11 protein-coding genes are annotated in these 19,674 nt (G+C 57.5%); 5 read left to right on the top strand and 6 right to left on the bottom strand.

Annotated elements, in window-relative coordinates; genetic code table 11:
• Positions 1–67 precede the first annotated feature (67 nt).
• Positions 68–1,189 (bottom strand): GNAT family N-acetyltransferase, encoded by a 1,122-nt coding sequence (locus H8S59_RS19630; protein ID WP_095102269.1) that lies wholly within the window; start codon positions 1,187–1,189, stop codon positions 68–70.
• Positions 1,190–1,460: 271 nt separating this feature from the next.
• On the opposite strand from H8S59_RS19630, the gene H8S59_RS19625 reads away from it, so the two are divergent.
• The gene (locus H8S59_RS19625) at positions 1,461–2,726 is read left to right on the top strand and encodes a putative porin (protein WP_187522509.1); all 1,266 of its coding nucleotides are present in this window, start codon (positions 1,461–1,463) and stop codon (positions 2,724–2,726) included.
• 130 nt (positions 2,727–2,856) lie between these two features.
• Here H8S59_RS19625 and H8S59_RS19620 read toward each other — a convergent pair whose 3' ends face one another.
• The 3 genes from H8S59_RS19620 to hrpA all read right to left on the bottom strand — a co-directional run bounded on the left by H8S59_RS19620 (position 2,857) and on the right by hrpA (position 13,329).
• On the bottom strand, positions 2,857–7,836 hold the full coding sequence (locus tag H8S59_RS19620) for an NEL-type E3 ubiquitin ligase domain-containing protein (protein WP_187522508.1): 4,980 nt from the start codon (positions 7,834–7,836) through the stop codon (positions 2,857–2,859).
• Positions 7,837–7,998: 162 nt separating this feature from the next.
• Entirely contained in the window at positions 7,999–9,120 is a 1,122-nt protein-coding gene (locus H8S59_RS19615; RefSeq protein WP_095102265.1) for a beta-ketoacyl-ACP synthase III, read from the bottom strand.
• 297 nt (positions 9,121–9,417) lie between these two features.
• The gene (gene hrpA / locus H8S59_RS19610) at positions 9,418–13,329 is read right to left on the bottom strand and encodes an ATP-dependent RNA helicase HrpA (RefSeq protein WP_187522507.1); all 3,912 of its coding nucleotides are present in this window, start codon (positions 13,327–13,329) and stop codon (positions 9,418–9,420) included.
• A 175-nt stretch (positions 13,330–13,504) separates the two neighbouring features.
• Here hrpA and H8S59_RS19605 point away from each other — a divergent pair, with 175 nt between their 5' ends.
• Both H8S59_RS19605 and H8S59_RS19600 read left to right on the top strand, forming a co-directional pair.
• Positions 13,505–13,750, top strand: coding sequence for a type II toxin-antitoxin system Phd/YefM family antitoxin (locus H8S59_RS19605; RefSeq protein ID WP_095102339.1), 246 nt, complete (start codon positions 13,505–13,507; stop codon positions 13,748–13,750).
• On the top strand, positions 13,740–14,021 hold the full coding sequence (locus tag H8S59_RS19600) for a type II toxin-antitoxin system RelE family toxin (RefSeq protein WP_095102261.1): 282 nt from the start codon (positions 13,740–13,742) through the stop codon (positions 14,019–14,021). Before H8S59_RS19605 ends, H8S59_RS19600 begins: the two co-directional genes overlap by 11 nt.
• 172 nt (positions 14,022–14,193) lie before the next feature.
• Here H8S59_RS19600 and fadD1 read toward each other — a convergent pair whose 3' ends face one another.
• Both fadD1 and fadD2 read right to left on the bottom strand, forming a co-directional pair.
• A complete protein-coding gene (gene fadD1 / locus H8S59_RS19595; RefSeq protein WP_187522506.1) occupies positions 14,194–15,885 on the bottom strand; it encodes a long-chain-fatty-acid--CoA ligase FadD1 in 1,692 nt (563 codons plus the stop codon).
• Between the two features lie 409 nt (positions 15,886–16,294).
• The gene (fadD2, locus tag H8S59_RS19590; RefSeq protein WP_187522505.1) at positions 16,295–17,983 is read right to left on the bottom strand and encodes a long-chain-fatty-acid--CoA ligase FadD2; all 1,689 of its coding nucleotides are present in this window, start codon (positions 17,981–17,983) and stop codon (positions 16,295–16,297) included.
• Positions 17,984–18,193: 210 nt separating this feature from the next.
• Between fadD2 and H8S59_RS19585 the strand changes: the two genes are divergently transcribed.
• A complete protein-coding gene (locus H8S59_RS19585; protein ID WP_187522504.1) occupies positions 18,194–19,138 on the top strand; it encodes an alpha/beta hydrolase in 945 nt (314 codons plus the stop codon).
• A gap of 72 nt (positions 19,139–19,210) precedes the next feature.
• The coding region (locus H8S59_RS19580) for a MaoC family dehydratase (RefSeq protein ID WP_187522503.1) at positions 19,211–19,674 on the top strand (464 nt) is incomplete at its 3' end.

Genomic DNA, 19,674 nt, shown 5'->3' with positions numbered 1-19,674 from the left:
TCCCGGCTAAAGCCGGTCCCACGTCATTTGCAGACAACACACGCTCGGCTTGCACAGGTCTGGCGTATCAAACCTGCCGATACGGCAGCGCCCCTTTGGCATCTTCGGCATAGGCCAGGATGCCAACCCTTTCCTGATCAAGAAAATCACTCACCGCGTCCTTCAACCCTTCATGGGTCAAGTAGTGCCATGAGCGAGTGATCACCGGCTCGAAGCCGCGAATCAATTTGTGCTCACCTTGTGCTCCGGCATCGAAGCGTTTCAGCCCGTGAGCAATGGCGTAGTCCATACCCTGATAGAAACACGTCTCGAAATGCAGGCGGTCGAACTCCGCCAGACATCCCCAATAGCGCCCGTAAAAACTGTCACCGCCCAACAAGCTGAACGCCATGGCCACCGGCCGTGAGCCCTGTCGCGCCAACACCACCCGAATGGCCTCAGGCATGCGCTGCGCCAACAGGCTGAAAAACTCACGCGTCAGATACGGCGATTGCCCGCGCACCTCGTAGGTATTGGAATAGCAGGCGTAAACAAAATCCCACAGCAGCTCGCTTAACTGATGGCCTTCGAGCCAGTCAAACTCGATGCCCTGCCCCGCCACCTGCTCACGTTCCTTGCGCATCTGCTTGCGCTTGCGCGAACTCAGCACGTCGAGGAAATCCTGAAAATCCCGGTAGCCACGGTTCTGCCAATGAAACTGGCAGCCATACCGCTGCAGCCAGCCTGGCTGCTCGTCCAGAAACGCATCGGCCAAGGGATCGGTGAAATTAACGTGTGCACTGGACAGCTGCTGGTCCTGGAGATGTCCGGGCACCGCGTTGAGCAATTCAATACCGGCCTCAGGCGACGCCGACAGAATCCTTGCGCCACTCACCGGGCTGAACGGCACCGCCACCAGCAGTTTGGGGTAATACGCGATGCCCGCGCGACGACACGCATCGGCCCAACTGTGATCGAACACGTACTCACCATAGGAGTGCCACTTGCGATAAGCGGGCATTGCCGCAACCAGTTCACCGTTCTGGTAATTGAGCAGGTGTTCAGCCTGCCAGCCAGAGCGCGGCCCGAGGCTGCCGCTGTCTTCCAGCGCACTGAGAAAGGCATGGCGCACGAACGGCTGCCCCCCCGGAACCAGTGCGTCCCATTGGGCAGGCACGACGTTTTCAAGGGTAGATATCTGGACGGGCATACGGACTTCCCCAACTGTATCGAGCGACGCAGCAGTATCCCCCATCAGTCGACAATGTTCATCCACTGCCCACACAAAGGCTCTAGCTCGGGGCTTACAGACTTTTAAATGTCACTGAGACGACTTCGTCGTGCCACCTGTTTGTCATAACCCATCGTGATACTGGCGCCTGTTTTTAGAACCGGGGGTGCTAGCCCTCGAACGCCCTGCCTGTGGGGCGGTTTCCTCGGGATGACCTGAAGTCGTCCTTATTCACTTTATGGAGATCAACATGCGTCTTGTTTCTACACATACTGCTGCGGCCCTGTGTGGTGGCCTGGTATTGGCGATGGCAGTTCCTGCCAATGCCGCAGTCGACGCTAAATTGCTGGACATGCTCAAGGCCAACGGCTCCATCAATGCAGCCCAATACGCTGAGCTGCAGACCGAACTGGCCAAAGACCAGGCAGCACAGAAACAAGCACTCGCAGATGTGCAGAACACCAAGACAGCCTCCCAGGCCGAGTTCGAGAAAAAAGTCGCCTGGGCGACCAAGACTCAGTTCAAGGGGGACGTTCGTGTTCGCCAGGAAACCATCAATATTGATGGCCAGAGCAACAGCCAGGACAAAGACCGCCAGCGTATCCGCGCTCGTCTGGGTGCTTACACCGAAATAAACCCGCAGGTGAGCACCGGTATCCGTATCGCTACCGGCGGCAGCAGCGATGCACGCTCCACCAATCAGGACCTGGACGGCTACTTCGTCAAGAAGGATCTCTGGCTAGATCTGGGCTTTATCGACTACGCGCCTACTGCCGTCAAAAATCTGCACGTCATTGGCGGCAAGATGAATCAGCCATGGGTCAGCATGGGCGACGTTATCTGGGATGGCGACATTAACCCGGAAGGCCTGGCCACAACCTACAGCATTCCACTAGGTGGCAAGACCGAGCTGTTTGGTAGCGCTGGCTACTACACCCTCAAGGACAACATTGACGGTGAAGGCACACAATTCCGTCACGACTTGAGCATGACTGCCGGTCAGTTGGGCGCTAAATTTGCGCCGACCGACAATCTGAAAGTCACTCTGGGCGGTAGCGTCTACGCCTTCGATAACGACAAAGACAGCGCTGCTCTGCGGGTTAATGGCAACACCACCAACCAATTCCGTCTGTACGAGGGTTTTGGCCAGATGGATATCAGCGGTCTTGGTTTGCCACTGGCGCTGTATGGTCAGTACATCGTCAACAACGACAGCACTGACGATCAGGACACTGCCTGGTTGGCGGGTCTGAAGACCAAAGTTTTTGGCTTCGGTCTGGACTACAACTACCGCGACACTCAACGTAATGCTGTGGTTGGCGCCTTCACTGACTCTGATTTTGCCAACGGCACCACGGGCTCGCGCGGTCACAAAATCAAAGTCGGTTATGAAATCGACAAGAACTTCTCGGTCGGCGCTACGTACTTCCTGACTAAGGCCGACTACGCCTACGCTAACGCGGCGCGCGACTCAGACGCCAAAACACTGCAGCTTGATGTGGAAGCGAAGTTCTAAGCAACACCGCCACACGCTTCAAGCTTCAAGCGGCACGGCTCCCGTTGCTTGAAGTTGCAAAGACCTCACAGCTCGACATTGCCCTGGCGATCCCCATCATCCGTTCGCCAGGGCAAGGCCGGGCTGTTTTTTACTCCTGCGCCGTACCGGGCTCAGCCAAGCGAACAACGCTTTGTACCCCTTCCTCTTCCAGGACCTGATCCGCAACAGCCTCAGACAACCTTATCGCAAGACCCTCAACAGCCTCACGGCGCTCTTGGGTGATGGTTGCCACTTCGTCCAGATACTGCTGATCAGACAGGAGTGATTCTTCACGACTATCCAGCGCGACGATTCTTTCCACAAAGGGATCCTTCACCGACGCAAACTTCGCTGCGAAATGCTCTTGCAGATAGTCCATCCAGAAATCGCGCTCGATCAGTGACTGCATGAACGCCGACGTGCGCTCTCTGTCGAGAATTTGCCGCTGCGCTATGGCAAGTCTGGCCGGAGTCACACCTGACAGGTTACTGAAAAGCATACTGCGGGGCTGAGCCGGTAACTCCAGCGCCTTTGCCAACCCCACTCGATATCCAAGCCTGACTTCGGCCTGATCGACGGTTTCCCCCCTGAGTAATCGGGCAGCAATATCTGCTTGAGCGATCTTTTCCAGCTCATCCAGACGATCAAGGCCTCTGGCCAGTTTGAACAGTTGCACAGGCTGCCTGGCTCTGGACGTGGACGTCTTGATGTCAAAGATCAGAACCTGGATTTCCAGCTCACTAAAAATGATGCTGATGCCGTCACCACACGTTCGCGGATGGGCCGCAAAGCTGAACAACTGCTCGCGTAACTCACTATTGGCGGACGCAGCATCAAGCAGCCCCCATACCCGCTGGATGAGCGCCTCACGGTGCCCGACAAAGTCGGCGGACAGGGCCAGATCGTTCAGAATCCGGAAAAAGTCCGAAGACTCCGCAATTGTCGCCAAATCAATCCATTGCTGGAGGCGAGGCTGCGGCACGTTGTTCTCAACGCGGAGAAACCATGGCGTATCGGTCGGCAACAGCAGCGAGGCATGGCCCCGTGTGTTGTTCAAGCCCAGACGGGTTTGAGCATAGGCGCCCAATGCGTTATCGGCTCGCTCCAGCGTCACCGCACTCAGAGGATTGTCATGGAGTCGTGCACGAAGTCCCACGCGGTCCAACCTGCGCAAAACATCCAGAGACAAGGTGGATATCTGGTTCTCGCGCAGGTCCAGTTCGGTCAGTTCAGGCCAGTTCAACACATGCTCAGGCACCCAATTGATGCCGGTCGAGCGTAATAGCAGACAGCGCAACGGGTGGATCCCGGCAAAACTCACATTGGGGTCCAGAGGGCAGTAATTGAGATCCAGTAAATGCAGTTGGCGCAGGCGCTGCAGATGCCCGAGACTTTCGGCATTGAGCGTCAGGGGGTTGTGGCTCAACCATAATCGCTTGAGGCGACTCAGTCCGCCGACAGCGGCTGGCAACGTGAAGAGGCGATTGCGTTGCAAGCTCAGGTAAACCAGATTTTTGAAAAGGCCAAGGAATACGTCAACCTGAGCGTTCGTCAGGTAGGTATTTTTCAGGGTCAAAAATGCCACGTGGTCGAAGCGGGCAGAAATCCTTGGGAGTCGGCCTATCGTCAGGTCACAGAGGTCAAGACTATAGCCGAGGACTTCGCCACCCTCGCCATGCATTAACGTGCCAATCCGGGTCCAGCAACGGCGCAGGCGATCCGCCGCCACGACTCTCGCCGAGTGCATCGAGGACGAAGTGGGCATTTCATCGACCCAGCCAGACAGGGTCGTTTTCAGAACCTTGTATTCGGCCGCCATTTCATCGAGGCGCTGCTTCAGGAACAGGTTCAGTTGTGCGGAGGAGCCAAGGTGCTCGCGGCGAAGGTCGGCAAGGAATGCGCTGACCTGTTCGTCGGTAAACCGGGGGAACAGACTTTTCACTGCAAGTTCGGGACTGTAGCGCGATGCCGCTAATCCAAGCCGATTGAACAAGCCGCGCAAGCGACCGCTCAGCGGGTACCCCACACGACCATCGGCCAGACGCAAAGGCCATTTAAAGCCTGGTTTGATCGCTTGCAGATCGAGAATGTCTGCCACTGTTTCCCGCCGGGTCACGGCCAGGTCGCCTAATAACCTGCGTAGATGCTGCTCGGTTGCAGTGGACGACAAACCGATACGGCTGCGCACCGAGTCAGGCAGCGCCCTGAGTAATGCATCGAAAAACAGAGCATCAGGAGTCCCCTCACCGCCCAGGTACAGATAACCGGACGAGGTTTTGGCAATGGTCAGTTGCACCTGAGCGGCCTGATGGGTGCCCATACTGTCGAGCAACTCACCCGCAGCGCTTTCCTGGCGCAATTCAATGGCGATGCCCCCCGGCCAGCCCGGCAAATGCTCAAGCAATTGCAGGCCCACTTTGGCGGTATCCGGGTTGGCCGTAGCCTCCAGGTAAAATCCTTCGTTGGCGCGGTTGACCCGTAATTGCTGCACATACTCCCGAGCATGCTCTGCAATTTCCAGCGGCAGTCGACCTGACTCAGTCATGCGTTGCAACTGCACAGTGTTGGCAGTGCTGAGCAGTTCGTTGGCAACCACAACAGGAACCGTCTGGAAGTCCCGTTGCACCACATTCACATGTGGGTCGCTGGAGCGGTTTGGCACGGCATAGATGTCTTCCAGTAGCTGGGCCCGGTCCATTTCGGCGCACTGAGCCAGGTAACTGGCCAGTCGTTGAACCCACGCAGTTGTCTGCGTCGTGCGGGTGTCCAGCAAGGCCTGCAACTCATGGGGTTCCAACCCATCGGCCACGGTGCGCAGCAAGGTGTCCAGGCCACCCGATTGCCACTTGATATCGATCACCGAGGACGCTGCCTCGTTCACTACGCCCCACCTGGCCACCTCAGCGCCTTGCGTATCAATCAAGCGCAACGCGCGCCCTGTCGGCCAACGGGGTGCACTTGCCAGTCGCTTGATCCAGGGCTCGATATTGGGCGTGACAACCTGGTAAAGGTGGCCGCTCCTCATGGCCTGGATGCAATGGTCAATCTGCTGATCAATCAATAGACGCTGTGCGCAATCATTGAGCAGCGCGGGCGACCGCATCCTCTCCACATGCACCTGACGCACCAACGCTTCATCAGCACCAGTTATGTTCAGCGCGTTGTGCATGCCTTCATCAGTCAAGGATTGCTCGGCAGTCCCCAGCCGCCTGAACGCCGTGATCTCATCCCAGCCCAAAGGGTTCTCAAACTCGCTGCGCCAGCACCCACCGCCATGGTGTTCAACCACAGGGCCGTGGCGTTGGATGTCATGAGGATGCCTGACGCGCCATTGCTGCAGAGCGGCGTCCAATTCAATCCGATAGTGACGCCCCGCCAGCGTCAGCCAGGTTTTACCCAGCGCTTCAATACGGCCATGAGAATCGGCCGGCAACCCGGCAGGCAGGGCAATCTCATGGGCGAAATGTGTCAGCTCGGGTTTCCAGAGCCGAGTCTGGCCGTTGCGCAACGTCACAGGTGTCAGGCTTTCGATGAATCCCGAGGGCTCAAGCTGCGGCCTGATACCCGTTGCCGCGCCCGATACCGCAACGCTCGCGAGGTTTTCAGCAATTTCGAACAGATGATCCAACGCTTCGTTGAGGTCTCCGTGGCGCCACTCTTCAACAGCAAAAAAGACTTCGTGCAATAACTGCCCTGCAGCCAGGACGCTCATCACTTCACCCAGTACGGGAACGAAAAAACCCATGACATTGAGCAGGTTCAGGCCTTGCGATTCGAAATATTGCATTCGTCGCTGACGCGCATTTTGGTCTTCGTCGCGTGATGGAACGGCAACCCGCCGCGAATCGTCATACGTCTTGCTGCGCAGATGCTCATAAAGCATTTCGAAAGGGGGCTGACCGACGTCCTGGGCCTCTAACGCCAGATCAGCAGCCGGGTTGAAGCGATATTCATACAGGGGCTTGAGCAGGCTGCTGCCCTCTACCCGGCTGAGGGGCGTCAGGCGCTCATTGAGCCGGGTGAAAAAATGCTGGCTGTGACGCAGACTGACGAATCGGCGGAAGTACTGCTGGTACTCCTTGTCCAGAAGTTTGCGCCGCAGCACCACCAGCAGCGCCATCAGTGACGGATATTCCTTGAGCGGATGCTCGGGTTCGCCCGGCATGTACACCACACACGGGCCGTTCTCGACGCCAGGTATATCCAGCTCGATCAGTAACGCGCCGTACAGCGGGCTGCCTTCGAAGGTCCGGTCGCCGAGCATGTGCAACTGGCGATATCGCACTGGCTGCCCGTCCCAACGCGGCTCGCCATTGGTTTTCACCATCTGTTGGAGCATTTGCCAGGCCGCTGCACTGAGGTGTTTTTTCATTCTTGCGATGTGTGCCAATACTTCCAGTGCATCACGCTCACAGTTCATGAACGCTTCGGCAACCGCCTGTGCCGCTGCCTCCCGGGTTTGGCCTGAGCTGGGCACAGGTTTGAACACGCTATCCAGATGAGCCTGATATTTGCCCCCCAGGTCCAGGCCGTGACACAGCTCGGCGAACGGCTCCGGCTTGATAGCGAGCACGCCCCTATATTCATACCTGAAACGAGGAGCGGTCCCCTTGGTCCCCGTGCCCTCTACCAACTGCAGTTGCAGGCCATCAACCGGCAGCAGCGCCGAACCCGGCTGAAAATAACCGGGGTTGGCCTCAGACTCTTCGAAGTTGTGTAACGCCGCCTCCAGCAAGGTTTGTTTGAAGGGCACGAGTCGTCGTAGAGGCGACACTTCTTCGTAGCGCATAGTCACCAGTTGGTGAGCGGTGACGTCCAGTTGCACATTGAAGCGTTTGTACAGCGCCTGCTCCAGCAAAGGCCTGGCAAACTGCTCTACGGGGAGGAGCCTGGTGCGTAGTGGTTCCACGGCCCGGCGAGAAAACTGGCCCTGTAACAGACTTCGCCGCAAGGCTTCGCGCAGCTCTCGCGGCGCGTTATAAAACCAGGCTGGCAGGCGTGTCTTGAGTAATTGCTGGTTCAGATGCCCCGAGTCGAAGGGCAGAGCATCGCTGCGTGGTTCATGGGTCTGGCTTTGATTGGCAGACATATTGAGTACCTTGTATGACTGGCTAGGAAGCCATACAAGGTATTGATCGGATTCAAGCCGGTGAGATAGCCATGTATCTCATCAGCTTTTTTTTGAGGTGCCAGCGGCATTGACCTGCTAACGGGCTATGACCCGCTAGCAATGTCGATTCGGCCAATACGATCAACGCTTGCGCAGAATCACGCTGCCAATCGAATAACCCGCACCAAACGAACTCAGTACGCCTAGCGCGCCGCTTGGCAGATCATCCTGATAGGTGTGAAACGCGATCACCGAACCCGCCGAGCTGGTGTTTGCATAAGTGTCGAGGATCACCGGTGCTTCTTCGACCGAGGCATCGCGGCCCAGGAGCTTTTTGACGATCAAGTGGTTCATGCTGAGGTTGGCCTGATGCAGCCAGAAGCGCTGCACATCGCTGACGTTCAGGCTGTTCTCCTGCAAGTGTGCGCCCACCAGTTCGGCGACCATCGGGCAGACTTCACGAAACACCTTGCGGCCTTCCTGTACGAACAGTTTGTCGGGCGCGCCCTCGCCCTCTTCTGCCGTACGGTTGAGGAAACCGAAGTTGTTGCGAATATTGTTGGAAAAGCTGGTCAGCAACTTGGTCCCGAGAATATCGAACTGATGCGCCGACGTGGCCAGATCGGCACGCTCAACCAGCACAGCGGTGGCGGCGTCACCGAAGATGAAGTGGCTGTCGCGATCACGGAAATTGAGGTGCGCCGTGCAGATTTCCGGGCTGATCACCAATACGGAGCGAGCCTGCCCCAGTTGCACGCTGTTGCTTGCCGCCTGAATACCGAAGGTTGCCGACGAGCAGGCGACGTTCATGTCAAAGCCGAAACCCTGAACGCCCAACGCTGCCTGAATTTCGATGGAAATCGCCGGGTAAGCACGCTGCAGGTTCGAGCAGGCAACAATGACACCGTCGACATCGGCAGCGGTTTTGCCCGCACGTTGCAAGGCTTGTTCAGCGGCAGCAACACCCATCTGGCAGAGGATCGACCATTCATCGTTGGACCGCTCGGGCAAGCGCGGCTTCATGCGGTGCGGGTCGAGGATGCCGTCCTTGTCCATGACAAAGCGGCTTTTGATACCCGAGGCCTTTTCGATGAAGGCGGCGCTGGATTCCGTCAGCGCCTCCACTTCGCCACGCTCGATGGCGGCAGCGTTTTCGCTGTTGAAGTGAGCAACCCAGGTATTGAAAGACTGCACCAGCTCTTCGTTGGAAATGCTGTTGGCCGGGGTGTACAGGCCTGTGCCGCTGATGACGACGTTGTGCACGGTCGTTCCTCTCTTATTGATCAATGCAGGTAACGACCTGCTCGGGCATGGCGGCGGCCCACTTTTTGGGACCGACGTACCAATGCAAAACGGTAAAACACCCTTGGTGCGGACAAGCTTTGGCAACGCTAAGGGGTTCAAGGGCCGAAGTGTGCCATATCGGCCCCTATATTGGGGAGTTTGAACAGAAGACCTGGAGCTCACGAGCACCGCGAGGCAGCGATCGCATTTGCCCGACACACCGTCATCGCTGCCTCGCGGTGCTCGTGAGCTCCTACAGACATCCGTTTGAACGGCCTACCCCTCCACCTGCGACCACTGCTTGCTCAGGCGTTTGTCGGACACCGGCATTCTGGTCCCCAGTTGCTGGGCGAACAGCGATACGCGGTATTCCTCCAGCCACCAGCGATAGGCGGTCAACTCCGGGTCGCGCTTGCCTTCCTGGGCGTGTTTGCTGGCGCGGCCCTGGTATTGGGCCCAAAGCCCGGCCAGCTCGATGCTCCAGACCCGGTCTTTCTGCACCTGACCGGGTAGCTTTTCCAGACGCATTTCGATGGCCTTCAGGTAACGCGGCAACTCCTTGAGCCACTGCGCCGGAGTTTCGCGAACGAAGCCCGGATAGACCAACTGCCCCAGCTGGGACTTGATGTCATTGAGCGCGACCGCTTCAGCCAGATTGATCTTGCCCTTGAAACGCTTTTGCAGGCCGTGCCAGAGCTTGAGAATATCCAGAGTCAGCTTCGCCAGACGCTCGGCGTGTTCTGTCCATGCGCCGCGCTTGCGTTCGGCCAATGCCAGCAGCCCGGCACCGTCACGGGGCAAATTGTCCTCGCCTTCCAGCACGCAGCTGTCGAGGCTGGCCAGCAGAATGTCTTCGACCAGCGCGTCGATGCGTCCCAACTCGCGATACAGCAATGCCAGTTCGGTCTGCCCCGGCAGCTTACTGCGCAGGAACTTGGCCGGTTCTGCCAGTTGCTGCAGCAGGAGACGCTGCAAGGCACGGCGATGCTGATATTCGGCTTCGGCGGACGTCGAGAAGCGCCCTTCCTTGACCGTGCCCGACTCTTCCACCAGCGCCGGGTAAACCGTCATGGAAAGCCCGGCAATGTTCTGCTGGGTTTTTTCCGCCACCGGCGCGAAGACTTTCGCTTCCACCGGCTGTTGGCTTTTCGCTGACTGCGGCACTGCCAAAGCAGCCTGACTGGCCTCGGCGAAGCGTGCAGTCAATTCGTCCAGCTCACGGCCTTCGCCGAGGAATTTGCCGTTGCCGTCGACAATTTCCAGATTCATTTTCAGGTGATTTTCGAGCTGCTGCGCGGCTTCAGCCCAAGCCTCGTCACTGACTCGCGCACCGGTCATACGCAGCAATTCGCGGCCCAGCGCCTGGGGCAAAGAACCTTCGCCAAACGTAATGCGCTGCAACGCGGCCTTGATAAAGTCCGGCACCGGCACGAAGTTTTTGCGAATCGCCTTGGGCAGGTTGCGGACCAGCGCGATGCACTTGGTTTCCAGCAAACCCGGCACTAACCATTCCAGGCGCTCGGCGGGCAACGACAGCAATAACGGCGCAGGCACACGCACGGTCACGCCATCGCGAGGATGATTGGGCTCGAAATGATAGGTCAGCGGCAGGGTCAGATCGCCCAGTTTGAGGGTATCCGGGTAGTACGCCGCGGTGACTTCATTGGCCTCGCGGGCCAACACGTCCTCTTCACGCATGATCAACAATTGCGGGTTCTTCTGACTTTCCGTCTTGTACCAGTGATCGAAGGTCGCGGCTTGATGAATCTCGGCAGGAATTCGTGCTTCGTAGAAGCCGTAAAGCGTGTCTTCGTCGGCGAGAATGTCGCGGCGGCGCGCTTTGGCTTCCAGCTCGTCGAGGGTTTCCAGCAACCGGGTATTGGCGCTCAGGCACTTGGCGCGAGAGTTGATCTCGCCACGCACCAGCCCTTCGCGGATGAACAGCTCACGGGACACTACCGGATCAATCGGTCCGTAGTGCACCGGCCGACGACCGACCACAATCAGGCCAAACAAGGTGATCTGTTCAAATGCCACGACCTGGCCGCGCTTCTTTTCCCAATGCGGCTCGAAGTGGTTCTTCTTGATCAAATGCCCGGCCAGCGGCTCGATCCAGTCGGAATCAATCTTGGCGACCATCCGCGCATAGAGCTTGGTGGTTTCCACCAGTTCAGCGGTCATCAACCATTGCGGACGCTTCTTGCCCAGCCCGGACGACGGGTGAATCCAGAAGCGCCGTTGCCGTGCGCCAAGGTAATCGCCTTCGTCGGCTTTCTGCCCGATCTGACTGAGCAAGCCGGAGAGAATCGCCTTGTGGAATTTCGGGTAGTCGGCGGGCTCTTTGTTGACCGTCAGTTGCAGGTCACGACAGATCAAACCCAATTGCCGATGGGCGTCGCGCCATTCACGCAGACGCAGGTAATTGAGGAAGTTGCGACGGCACCAGTTGCGCAGCGGGCTGGCGGTCAGGGCCTGGCGCTGCTCTTCAAAGCCACGCCACAGATTGACCAGCCCGGCGAAGTCCGAGTCGGCGTCTTTCCATTGGGCGTGAGCCTGATCCGCCGCTTGCTGACGCTCTGGCGGACGTTCGCGCACGTCCTGCACGGACATGGCGCTGGCAACGATCAACACTTCCTGCAAACTGCCCTGCTTCGCCGCTTCCAGCAACATCCGACCCATGCGCGGGTCCACCGGCAAGCGCGCCAACTGACGGCCCAACGGCGTGAGCTGGTTCTCGCGGTTCACCGCCGACAGCTCCTGCAACAGGTTGAAACCGTCGCTGATGGCTTTGCCGTCTGGCGGCTCAATGAACGGGAAGTCAGTGATCTCGCCCAGGCGCAGATGCAGCATCTGCAGGATTACCGCGGCGAGGTTGGTACGCAGGATTTCCGGATCGGTAAACTCCGGCCGCCCGTTGAAATCTTCTTCGCTGTACAGCCGCACGCAGAGGCCCGGCTCGACCCGGCCGCAACGACCTTTACGCTGGTTGGCGCTGGCCTGGGAAACCGCTTCGATGGGCAAACGCTGTACCTTGGCGCGATAGCTATAACGGCTGATGCGCGCGGTCCCGGTATCGATCACGTAACGAATGCCCGGTACGGTTAGCGAAGTTTCCGCGACGTTGGTCGCCAGTACCACACGCCGTCCTGGATGTGACTGGAATATGCGCTGCTGCTCGGCAGGCGACAGGCGCGCATACAGCGGCAGGATCTCGGTGTGTTTGAGCTGCGCCTTGCGGAGCATTTCTGCAGCGTCACGGATTTCACGCTCGCCGGGCAGGAACACCAGCACATCGCCAGGGCTCTTGCGTTCACTGCGTTCGAAAGCGGCCAGCTCGTCCAGCGTCGCCAGAATCGCCTGATCAACCGTCAGGTCATCTTCAACGCTGTTGCCCTCTTCGTCCTGCTGGGAGGTCAGCGGGCGATACCAGGTTTCCACCGGGAACGTCCGACCGGAAACTTCGACGATAGGCGCGTCGTTGAAGTGCTCGGAAAACCGCTGCAAGTCGATGGTCGCCGACGTGATGATGACTTTCAGGTCCGGGCGACGGGGCAGCAAGGTTTTCAGGTAACCGAGCAGGAAGTCGATGTTGAGGCTGCGTTCGTGAGCTTCGTCGACGATGATCGTGTCGTAGCGCTCAAGAAAGCGGTCATGCTGGGTTTCGGCCAGCAGAATACCGTCGGTCATCAGCTTGATCAGGGTGCTGCTGTCGCTCTGGTCTTCGAACCGCACCTGGTAACCGACCAGCGCGCCCAATGGCGTTCCCAGCTCTTCCGCGACGCGACTGCCGACACTGCGCGCCGCGATTCGACGTGGCTGGGTGTGGCCAATCAGACCGTGTTGCCCACGACCGATTTCCAGACAGATCTTCGGCAACTGAGTGGTTTTACCCGACCCGGTCTCACCGGCAATGATCAGCACCTGATGCTTGAGCAGTGCGTCTTTGATTTCGTCACGCTTGGCGGCAATCGGCAGGCTGTCGTCGTAACGAATCACCGGCACGCTTTCACGCCGCGCCGTCACCTGAGCACACGACGCCTGCACCTTCGCCACCCACTGCGCCAGCTTCGCCTCATCGGGCTTCTTGCGCAGCTCATGCAACTGGCGGCGCAAGCGATGACGATCGCTGATCATCGCGTGGTCGAGGTTCTTCAGGAGTTGGTCAATCGAGGGCGTTTGATCGGTCATCAGGTGCGCAGGGTCTTTTTGAAAGGTGCAAAGGCTGGGATTGTCGCAGATCAAGGTTACTTGTGACGACCGTCTCTATCGAATGAAGGAATTTATCAGAGGCAAGGAATCATTAACCCTGTTGCACAAAGACCGGATAAAGACCAAAATATCGACCAAACTGGAGTACCAAATCATGCAAAATATTTTGGCGGATATTGCGGTCAGCGTATCCGAACTGAAGAAAAATCCTTCCGCCGTACTGAGCGGTGCCCACGGATTGCCTGTCGCGGTCCTTAACCACAACAAGGTGATGGGGTATATGGTTCCGGCAGAAATATTCGAGGCCATGATGGAGCGTCTTGATGACCTTGACCTAGCCGACCTTATTAAGTCGCGCCGACATGAGAAGCCCATGCCGGTGGACATTGATGACCTTTAAGCTTGAGTTTCTGCCATCAGCATTGAAAGAGTGGGAAAAGCTGGGCCATACAATTCGTGACCAGTTGAAGAAGAAGCTTCGAGAGCGACTCGGCCTGCCAAGAATCTCGGCAGACGCTCTGCATGGCATGCCGGACCACTACAAGATCAAGCTGCGCAGCGCAGGTTATCGACTGGTGTATCGGGTCGAAGATAATCGGGTGGTTGTTACTGTTGTGGCGGTTGGGAAGCGAGAGCGTAGTGAGGCCTATGCGGCAGCTAAAAATAGATAGACGCCATATCGCGGCCGCAATGGAGAAATGCAACTCCCTGTAGGAGGACTCTGTAGGTCAGAAGCACCGCGTTATCGTTCTTCGCGGGCAAGCCTCGCTCCAACAGCAACCCTCGGCTCCTACAGAAAATAACAAACCCCGCATTTGGCGGGGTTTGGGCTATCGGGTTTGTTTACTTCTTCAACCCCAACTTCTTCAATTCCTCATCGCGCAACTCGCGACGCAGGATCTTGCCGACATTGGTGGTTGGCAACGAGTCGCGGAATTCGACGCTGCGCGGGACTTTGTAGCCGGTCAGGTTGGCGCGCATGTGCTCCATGACTTGATCCTTGGTCAGGGTCATGCCCGGTTTGACCACCACGAACACCTTGATCGCTTCGCCGGATTTATCGTCCGGGACACCAATGGCCGCGCACTGCAGCACGCCCGGCAAGGTCGCCAGCACGTCTTCCAGTTCATTGGGGTACACGTTGAAGCCGGAGATGAGGATCATGTCTTTCTTGCGATCGACAATCCGCATGTAGCCGTCAGGCTGAATCAGGGCGATGTCGCCGGTCTTGAGCCAGCCATCCGCGTCGATCATTTCATCGGTCGCGTCCTGTCGTTCCCAATAGCCTTTCATCACCTGCGGGCCTTTGATGCACAGCTCTCCGACTTCGCCCAGCGGCAGTTCGTTGCCTGCGTCATCGATGACTTTGCACCATGTCGAAGGTGCAGGAATGCCGATGGTGCCGACCTGAATATTCTGGTTGGGGTTGCAACTGGCTACCGGGCTGGTTTCAGTCATGCCATAGCCTTCGCAGATGGCGCAGCCGGTCACTTCTTTCCAGCGTTCGGCAGCGGCCAATTGCAAGGCCATGCCGCCCGACAGCGTCACTTTAAGGGCCGAGAAATCCAGATTGCGGAATTCCGGGCTGTTGCACAGCGCCACGAACAACGTATTGAGGCCGACAAAACCACTGAACTTCCACTTGGAAAGCTCCTTGACCATCGCGGGCAGGTCACGCGGGTTGCTGATCAGGATGTTGTGGTTGCCGATCAACATCATCGACATGCAGTGAAAGGTGAAAGCATAGATGTGATAAAGCGGCAGTGGCGTGATAACCACTTCGCTGCCTTCGTTCATGTTCGCACCCATCAAGGCCTTGCACTGCAACATGTTGGCGATCAGGTTGCGGTGGGTGAGCATCGCGCCCTTGGCCACGCCGGTGGTGCCACCGGTGTATTGCAGCACAGCAACGTCATTGCTGGCCGGCACTGCTTCAGTGAACGAAAGGCCGCGGCCTTTGCTGAGCACCTGATTGAACTTGACTGCCGTCGGCAAGTGATAAGCCGGGACCATCTTCTTCACATACTTGATAACGCTGTTGATCAGCAGGCGCTTGAGCGGCGGCAGCATGTCCGCCACTTCGGTGACGATCACGTGTTTGACACCGGTCTTGGGCACGACCTTTTCAGCCAGGTGCGCCATGTTCGCCAGGCACACCAACGCCTTGGCACCGGAATCCTTGAACTGGTGTTCCATTTCCCGCGCGGTATACAGCGGGTTGGTGTTGACCACGATCAGACCGGCGCGCATGGCACCGAATACGGTGATGGGGTATTGCAGGACGTTGGGCAACTGCACGGCGATACGGTCGCCGGGTTGCAAGTCGGTATGGTGCTGAATCCAGGCGGCAAACGCGCCGGACTGCTCATACAGCTCACCATAGGTGAGGGTCTGACCCAGATTGGTGAAAGCCGGTTTGCTGGCGAAACGCTCGCAAGACTGCTTCAATACGGCCTGGACGTTGGGGTATTCGTCAGGATTGATCTCGGCAGGTATGCCAGACGGATACTTGTCCTTCCAGAAGTTTTCAATCATGGAAGCCGGGCTCCTCAGCGACAGCGAATTCTTCACACCGCTTGAATGCGATGATTTTTTTGTGTTTTGGAATTTTGCAGTTCACGCTTCGATGCTTAATGACGGGTCAAAAGCGGGCCGAGAGTAGCAGCTTTGCAAATGGCCGCCTAGAGGCAAGGAATGCTTCCACAGTCACATAAATGACTCAAGAATTTATAACAGTCACGTTTAGAGTTTTAGTTCTATTTATTCTGGATCTGGCTGGAATGGCCGGGTTAGAGCGGCCAATAAAATCCTGTTCTGAAATACGATCCCTTAGGACGGGCTTTAGCCGGGAGAGCACCCTTTTAGCCGATAAAAATGCATCGACCTTAGTGGCCTCCTCCCGGCTAAAGCCGGTCCTACGGAAATCCAGCAATCTACGTATTACTCAAGCGATATCCCGCAACTCCCTCCTGAGAATCTTGCCCACCGGCGTCATGGGCAGCGACTCGCGTAGCACGATCTGTTTGGGCACTTTATAGCCGGTGAAGTTTTCTTTGCAGAACAGCTTCAGCTCCTCAACGCTGACGCCGCCTGCGCGAGGCACTACAAACAGTTTCACCGCCTCCCCCGAGCGCTCATCAGGAACGCCGATCACTGCACAGTTGGCGACGCCCGGATGCCCCATCACCACCTCTTCGATTTCATTCGGGTAGACGTTGAAACCGGACACGATGATCAAGTCCTTCTTGCGATCGACGATGCTGACAAAGCCGTCGGCTTCAATCACCGCGATATCACCGGTCTTGAACCAGCCTTCGGCATCCAGTGCTTCGGCAGTCGCCTCCGGACGTTGCCAGTAACCGAGCATCACCTGCGGCCCCTTGATACACAGCTCGCCGCGCTCGCCTGACGGCAACTCATTGCCCGCATCATCAATGACCTTCATCAACGTGCCCGGCACTGGAATGCCAACCGTACCAAGACGCGCATATTCACCATAAGGATTGGCGCTCGCCACGGGCGAGGTTTCGGTCAAACCGTAGCCTTCGACAATTCGGCAACCGGTAATCTGCTCCCAGCGCTCGGCCGTGGCCTTGACCAGCGCCGTACCGCCGGAGTTGGTGCTTTTAAGGCTGGAGAAATCCAGCGACTTGAAGTCAGGGTGATTCATCAAGGCAACGAACAGCGTATTGAGGCCGATCATCGCCGTGAACCGCCATTTGCCAAGCTCTTTGATGAAGCCGCCAATGTCTCGGGGATTGGTGATCAGAATGTTGTGATTGCCGCTGACCATCATGCACATGCAATTCGCTGTGAATGCATAGATGTGATACAGCGGCAGCGGCGCGATCATGATCTCTTTGCCTTCCTGAAACACCGGTTGGCCGTCGCTGCCGTGCTGCAACATACAGGCGTAAACCTGCTGCATGTTTGCAACGAGATTGCCATGGCTGAGCATCGCGCCCTTTGCCAGACCGGTCGTGCCCCCGGTGTACTGCAGCACCGCGATGTCACTGAGTTGCAGGGCCACTGGATTCAGTTGATGGCTCCGCCCCTGACGCAGTACAGCTTTGAAACGGGTTGCCTGCGGCAAGTGATAAGCCGGAACCAGTTTCTTGACCTTATCGACGATCGTATTGATCAGCCAGCCTTTGGCAGCCGACTGCATGTCGCCCATTTTCACTTCGATCAGGTACTGGATGTCGGTATCAGGCAGCACTTCCTGGACCAGCTTGCCGAACACGTTCAGATACACCAGCGCCCGGGCGCCGGAATCCTTGAACTGGTGGCGCATTTCCCGAGCCGTGTACAAAGGGTTCGTATTGACTACGATCAGGCCCGCGCGCAAGGCGCCGAACACAGCAATCGGGTATTGCAGCAGGTTGGGCATCTGCACCGCAATGCGGTCACCGGGCTTGAGGTCAGTGTGCTGCTGCAGCCATGCCGTAAAGGCGGCGGAATGACGATCCAGTTCGGCATAAGTCAGGGTTACCCCCATGTTGCTGAACGCCGGGTGATCGGCAAACTTGCGACAGCTGCGTTCGAATACTTCAACAACCGACGTGTACGCCTGCAAATCCACTTCGGACGGCACGCCTGCCGGTCGCTTGTCGCTCCAGAAATCAGGTTGCATTGTTTTTATCCTCTTACCTGAGAGTGTCTGGCCCACGATGATGGCGCGGGGACTTCGCGGACGTTAGCAGCTAAAACACGGAAGGCAAACATAGAAGGAGGCGACATCATTACCATGAATTACAGAGCTGGCCGGTCTGCGATTCATCAGTCACTCTACACTGCATAAACAAAGCGTTTTAACGCTGCCTTTACCGTTTCCGGAGTCGTCATGAAACATCAGCCGTTCTGGCTTGACGCCAGCGACCGAAGCCGTCTCTACGTTAATGTATGGCTACCTGCGGTCGAGCCAAAAGCGGTGGTCATGCTGTCCCATGGCATGGCCGAACACAGCGGCAGATATGCGCGTCTCGGCAAGGCGCTGGGCGAGGCCGGGTATGCCCTGTATGCCCATGACCAGCGCGGCCATGGCAAAACGGCTGATCAGGGCATGCTCGGCCATTACGCTAACGAGCAGGGTTGGGCAAAAGTAGTCGGGGACCTGGCCAGCGTCGCTCAAGCCATCAACCAACGGCATTCTGACGTACCGGTTTTCCTGCTGGGCCACAGCATGGGCAGCTACATCGCTCAAGCTTATTTACAGCACCACGGCGCAGGCTTGCAGGGAGCGATTCTCAGCGGTTCCAATTTCCGGCCAGTCGCTCTGTATCGCAGCGCTCGCGTGATCGCCGGCCTGGAACGCTTTCGCCAGGGCAGCACGGGGCGCAGCCAACTGATTGAATGGCTGTCGTTCGGCTCATTCAACAACGCGTTCAAACCGGCACGCACCTGTTTTGACTGGCTCAGCCGCGATCCTGATGAGGTCGACAAGTACGCGCTCGACCCATTGTGCGGCTTCCGTTGCACCAATCAGTTCTGGCTGGACATGCTGGGCGGCCTGCAGCAAATCAGTAAGCCATCGAACCTGGCGCAGATCGATCCGGGCTTGCCGTTGCTGATCATAGGCGGCGAATGTGATCCGGTGAGTGATGGCAAGCGTCTGAAAGATCTTGCCGACGCATTGGTCGCGGCAGGCCATCAAATGTTACAACTGAAGATCTACCCGCAGGCGCGGCATGAAGTGTTCAACGAAACCAATCGTGATGAAGTCACCCGTGATCTAATCGACTGGCTGGAACAGACACTGAACCAGCCAAGACCGCGTCGGGCAGAGTAAACGAAGCACACCGAGCGGTGCCGGACCGTTATCGCTGCGTTTGACATCAATATTCAATTTTCAGGATCACTCATGACCCAGGTTACCAACACGCCGTACGAAGCCCTCGAAGTCGGTCAGACCGCCACTTACAGCAAGACTGTTGAAGAACGTGATATCCAGCTGTTCGCCGCCATGTCCGGTGATCACAACCCGGTTCACCTGGACGCTGAATACGCAGCATCAACCATGTTCAAAGAGCGCATCGCCCACGGCATGTTCAGCGGTGCATTGATCAGCGCTGCCGTAGCCTGCGAGTTGCCTGGGCCGGGCACTATTTATCTGGGTCAGCAGATGACCTTTCAGAAGCCGGTCAAACTGGGCGACACCCTGACTGTGCGCCTGGAGATTCTGGAAAAGCTGCCGAAATTCCGCGTGCGCATCGCGACCCGTGTCTTCAACCAGCGTGATGAGCTGGTGGTAGACGGCGAAGCCGAAATTCTTGCGCCACGCAAGCAACAGACCGTGACGTTGACGACGTTGCCTGAGATCAGCAT

The sequence above is a fragment of the Pseudomonas folii genome (assembly GCF_014357575.1).
GTDB classification, from domain to species: Bacteria; Pseudomonadota; Gammaproteobacteria; order Pseudomonadales; family Pseudomonadaceae; genus Aquipseudomonas; species Aquipseudomonas folii.
This window is presented reverse-complemented; position numbering and strand designations above follow the sequence as displayed.